5 protein-coding genes and 2 pseudogenes are annotated in these 4742 nt (G+C 72.4%); 2 read left to right on the forward strand and 5 right to left on the reverse strand.

The genetic code is table 11. The features are described from left to right. Both GH736_RS17485 and GH736_RS24650 read right to left on the reverse strand, forming a co-directional pair. Window positions 1-841: phosphoketolase family protein (locus tag GH736_RS17485; RefSeq protein WP_456236775.1), on the reverse strand; the 841-nt coding region annotated here is incomplete at its 3' end. An 11-nt stretch (window positions 842-852) separates the two neighbouring features. Beyond that, entirely contained in the window at window positions 853-1320 is a 468-nt protein-coding gene (locus GH736_RS24650) for an aromatic ring-opening dioxygenase LigA (protein WP_235934393.1), read from the reverse strand. A gap of 179 nt (window positions 1321-1499) precedes the next feature. On the opposite strand from GH736_RS24650, the gene GH736_RS17490 reads away from it, so the two are divergent. Continuing rightward, on the forward strand, window positions 1500-2267 hold the full coding sequence (locus GH736_RS17490) for an AEC family transporter (protein WP_159605607.1): 768 nt from the start codon (window positions 1500-1502) through the stop codon (window positions 2265-2267). Between the two features lie 100 nt (window positions 2268-2367). Here the strand turns inward: GH736_RS17490 and GH736_RS17495 are convergent. The 3 genes and pseudogenes from GH736_RS17495 to GH736_RS17505 form a co-directional block, all read right to left on the reverse strand. Then, window positions 2368-3009: pseudogene (locus GH736_RS17495) on the reverse strand (phosphoenolpyruvate-utilizing N-terminal domain-containing protein); the annotation flags it as partial. Window positions 3010-3051: 42 nt separating this feature from the next. Beyond that, window positions 3052-3318 (reverse strand): HPr family phosphocarrier protein, encoded by a 267-nt coding sequence (locus tag GH736_RS17500; RefSeq protein ID WP_159605611.1) that lies wholly within the window; start codon window positions 3316-3318, stop codon window positions 3052-3054. A 91-nt stretch (window positions 3319-3409) separates the two neighbouring features. Continuing rightward, entirely contained in the window at window positions 3410-3724 is a 315-nt protein-coding gene (locus GH736_RS17505) for a PTS sugar transporter subunit IIB (RefSeq protein ID WP_235934395.1), read from the reverse strand. Window positions 3725-3946: 222 nt separating this feature from the next. Between GH736_RS17505 and GH736_RS17510 the strand changes: the two are divergent. Continuing rightward, window positions 3947-4742 (forward strand): annotated as a pseudogene (locus GH736_RS17510) (BglG family transcription antiterminator); the annotation flags it as partial.

The raw sequence follows: 4742 nt of genomic DNA on the forward strand, positions 1-4742 counted from the left end.
GCGGCGCCGTGTCGCGGAAGGCGCCGGCCGCGGCATCCGCTCGGATGGAGGCGATGCGCTCGAGCGAGACGTCGACCGCGTCGGCGAGGCGCACGTGGACGGCCATCGGGTCCTCGCCGTCGAACCCGCCGCTGACGAGCAGGGGCTCGTACCCGTGACCGCGCAGGAAGTCGACGAGCTGCGACTCGGGGATGCGGGCCAGCAGGGTCGGGTTGGCGATCTTGAAGCCGTTGAGGTGCAGGATCGGCAGCACCGCACCGTCGGTCTCGGGGTTGAGGAACGCGTGGCCGCGCCAGCTCGCCGCGAGCGGTCCGGTCTCGGCCTCGCCGTCGCCGATGACGCATGCGACGACCAGACCGGGGCGGTCGAGCGCGGCGCCGAAGGCGTGCATGAGCGAGTAGCCGAGCTCCCCGCCCTCGTTGATGGAGCCGGGCGTCTCGGGCGCCGCGTGCGACGGGATGCCGCCAGGGAACGAGAACTGCCGGAACAGCCGGTCGAGGCCGCCACGGTCGGCGCCGACCGCGGGGAACAGCTCGGAGTAGGTGCCGTCGAGCCAGGCGTTCGCGACCATGGCGGGGCCGCCGTGGCCGGGCCCGCACACGTAGAGCATGGGCGTGCCGCGCTCGACGATCGCGCGGTTGAGGTGTGCGTAGACGAGGCTCAGTCCCGGCGAGGTGCCCCAGTGGCCGAGCAGGCGCGGCTTGATGTCGCCGGATTCGAGCGGGCGCTTGAGCAGCGCGTTGCGCATGAGGTAGATCTGCCCGACGGTCAGGTAGTTCGCCGCGCGCCACCAGCGGTCGACGAGTTCGAGGGGCACGGATGCCGCGCCGCTCGCGTGCATCGTGTCCCCGTTCAGGTCGACCGCCTCCCGAGGGCGAGCAGCGACCACCCGTAGAGGATCGCGATGGCCCCGGTACCGGCGGCGAGGAGCGCGACGCCGAACGCGACGATCGACGTGAACAGGGAGGTGCGGAGGTAGGAGGCGGTGGCGGCCGTCTCGCGCAGCGGGTCGTCCTGGTCGAGTTCGGCGTAGGTCTGCCCGCCCGTCAACTCGAGGGTGTGCTTCTGGATGACCTCGGCCTGCGCCCATGCGCTCAGCGGGTCGGTGACCGGTGCTCCCTGCAGGAAGGCCGCGTCTTCCGCGACCGTGATGTTCTCCTCGGAGAGTTGGACCGTCACTCCGACCCAGGCCGCGATGCCGCCGATGACCATCAACGCGCCGACGATGATTCCCACGATCCCCGCGAAGCGGGAAGGTCCGCCGGCTCGACCGGGATGCTCCGCCGTGGTGCCGACCACGTCCTCAACCTGTTCGCCCATGACCTGTTCCCCCTTGCAGCTGGGCGCTTCCGCCCTCGCGTGCAGCGTATCGGCGGGGTCGGACGGACGGAAGGGCTTCGCCCCGCCGGTCGTCGCGCGGCACCGGCCGGCGGCATCCGTGCAGGTAGGGTCGAAGCGATGAGCGCCGTGCACCGTTCCCCGAGGCTGGGGCAGCGCGCGTGATCGACATCTTCACCGGGTTTGCGGTGATCGCCCTCGCCGTCTTCGTGGGCTGGCTCGCGGCCCGGGTCGGCGTGCTGGGGCCGGGCGCCCGCCCGGTGCTCGCGAAGCTCAACTTCAACGTGCTCGCGCCGTTCCTGCTGTTCTCGGTGCTCGCGACCGCCGACGTGCGGTCGCTGTTCTCGGCGCTCCTGCCGGTGTCGGCGCTCGCCGCGATCACGATGATGCTCGTCTTCGCGCTCGTGTCGCTCGCCGCCTGGCGCCGGGGCCTGCCGCGCACCGTGATCGGCTCGCTCGCGGCGGGGTACGTGAACGGCAACAACTTCGGCATCCCGATCGCGGTGTACATGCTCGGCGACGCGGCGTACTCGGCGCCGGTCGTGCTGCTGCAGCTGCTCCTCTTCGCGCCGCTCGCGCTCGCCGTGCTCGGCGCGACCGTCGAGGGGCGCACGTCGGCATGGGTGATCGTGCGTTCGACGCTGACGAACCCGATCATCGTGGGGTCCCTGCTCGGCGTCCTCGTGGCGGTGACGGGCATCGAGCTCCCGCCGATCGTGCTCGAGCCGATCGAGCTCATCGGCCACGCGGCCGTGCCGCTCATGCTCATCGCCTACGGCCTGTCGCTGCACGGCCAGCGCCTCGAGCTTATTGAAGAGCACGTACTGGGGGATGACACCGCCACGATGGCGGGCCTGCGCAGCGGCATCGAGGGGTACGCCCGGGCCGGCCTCGCGGAGCTCGGTGATCGCCTTGGCGTCGTCGGATGACTGGGGGTCATCCGACCCGCGTTCTCACCGTTCCCGAGTGAAGTTCGCGCGCACCGCCCCGAGCGCATCCGCGCCGACCTCGAGAAGCTCACCGGCAAGCGACGACGACCGTGTCGCCATCGGCGAGGCTCGCGGCATCCGTCGCCCCCACGATCGCGACGATCGACTTCTCACGCGCCAGGATCGCGGTGTGCGAGGTCGGCCCGCCGTCGACCGTGACGAGCCCGAGCACCTGGTCGAGGTCGAGGGTGGCGGTGTCGGCCGGGGCGAGGTCGCGGGCGACGAGCACGAACGGATGCCCCGGGTTGGGCACGCCCGGCGCCGGAAGCTTGAGCAGGTGCGCGATGACCCGCTGCGAGATGTCGTCGAGGTCGGCGGCGCGCTCCCCCATGTAGCCGCCCATGCCGGCGAGCAGGTCGCGGTAGGCGGCGAAGGACTCGTACACGGCGCGCTCGGCGGTCTTGCCGGTGGCGAGCAGCTTCGTGACCTCGTCGATCAGGCTCGGGTCCTCGGCCATCATGGCCTGCGCCTCGAGCACGTCCTTCGCTGCTCCGCCGGCCTTCGCCCCGCGGTTGGCGAGCTCGGCGGCGACGACCGAGAGCGACGCCCTCGCCCGCTCGCCCTCGCGCTCGGGGTCGAGGTGACTCGGCCGATCGACGGGCTCCGGCAACGCCTCGGCCATCCGCACGACCGGCCCGACCGCGACCCCCTGCCCGATCCCCGTGCCCTTGATCTCCATCATTCGCCCTCCCCGTTCGGATGCCCGGGCGACGGATGCCCCGCGCTATTCGTCGTGGTCGGTGCTGAGCAACTCCACGAGCTGGTCGAGCACGGCCGACTCGTCGCCGCCGTCGACGACGATCGTGACGTCGTCGCCATGGTCGATGCCCTGCGCGATGACGGCGAGGATGCTCGCCGCGTTGACGGGTGCGCCGCCGGCCTTCTGGATGGTGACCGCCGCTCCGGATGCGGCAGCGGCCTGCGTGAAGAGCTTCGCAGGCCGGGCGTGCAGGCCGTGGGTCGATCCGATTCGAACAGTGCGTTCCACCATGACTCCGGTCTCCGTCGCTGGCTTCCGTTCCCTCGTTCACCATAGCCCGGGGCCACCGCGGGGGGAACCGCGGCGCGCACCGTGCGCCGGTTCATGACGCCGCCCCAGCGAACTCGAGGGCGAGGTCGAGGGCGTCCTCGCCGTCGTGGGCGGCGGCCGCCTCCGAGGAGAGGATCGCGAACGGCACGGATGCCGCGGCCGCGCGCTCGCGCAGCTGGCCGATGCGGTCGACGAGGTGGGCGCCGACGAGGAGCACGTCCGCGTCGGCGAGCGCCGCGTCGAGCTGTGATTCGCTCGTCGCGTTCGCACGCACCTCGATTCCCCGGTTCGAGGCGGCCCGCCGGATGCGATGGGCGATGAAGGTGCTGGATGCGCCAGCGCCACAGACCACGATGATGCGCACCACCAAGCCTCCTCGCCCGGTTCTCGCCCGGTCCTCGTCGATCGTTCGGCCACGGCATCCCGCCGCGATGGATCGAGTCTGCCGACGGGCGCCCCGTGGGGGCCACTCGATTCGCTTCCGCACCCCCGGAAACAGATCGCGGATCGGGCCATCCGGGGCCAGGTCGGTGGTTGACTGGCTGCACCGCACGGCGTCGCGTGGCGCCGGTGAGACCCGGGAGCTGCAGTGGCCGAGAAGTGGGAGCGCCTCGTCGACGCGCTCGCCCATGCCGGGGCCTGGACGACGGCCGCCGAGCTCGCCGACCGGCTCGACGTCACGCCGCGCACCATCCGCAGCTACGCGGCACAGGCGAACACGGGCGGAACGGTCGTCGAGTCGGGCCCCGCGGGCTACCGGCTCGATCGCGCGGCGTGGGCCGGGAGGCGAACCTCCACGCGACGGGACTCGACGCCGGCGATGCGGGTGGCACGCGTCATCCGCTCGCTCATCGACGCGAGCGACGGCCTCGACGTCTACGAGACCGCCGCGGCGGCGCACGTGAGCGACTCGACGTTCGAGAGCGACCTGGGCCGGGTGCGCACGCGACTCGAGGGAACGGGCCTCACCCTCGTGCGGCACGGGCCGCGCATCGTCCTCGAGGGGCCCGAATCGGCGCGCCGACGCCTGCTCGGCGCGCTGTTCCGCGAGGAGTCGTCGCGCGGCATGCTCGAGCTCGACGCGTTGCGGGCCGCGTTCCCCGAGGTGTCCGACTTCCGCACCGCGCTCGTCGCCGGGCTCGCCGAGGCCGGGTATGCGCCCAACGAGTACGGACTGAACGACGTCCTGCTGCATGCCGCGATCGCGCTCGACCGGGTCGCCGCGGACCATCCGCTGGAGCCCGAGGAGCCCCAGGAGCCGACGACGTCGACGGCACGACCCGCCCCTGCCGACGGTAGCAATCGCGCCGAGCCCGGCGCCGCGACGGCCACCGGCCCCCTCGCCGACCTCGTGACGCGACTCGTCGGCGAGCACTTCGGCACCG

This window comes from Agromyces humi, from assembly GCF_009720255.1.
Classification (GTDB): Bacteria; Actinomycetota; Actinomycetes; order Actinomycetales; family Microbacteriaceae; genus Agromyces; species Agromyces humi.

What these genes read in the sequence shown, in the direction of transcription:
- GH736_RS24650 (WP_235934393.1), bottom strand. Translation starts at nt 1,320, where the DNA reads ATGGGCGAACAGGTTGAGGACGTGGTCGGCACCACGGCGGAGCATCCC.
- GH736_RS17500 (WP_159605611.1), bottom strand. Translation starts at nt 3,318, where the DNA reads ATGGTGGAACGCACTGTTCGAATCGGATCGACCCACGGCCTGCACGCC.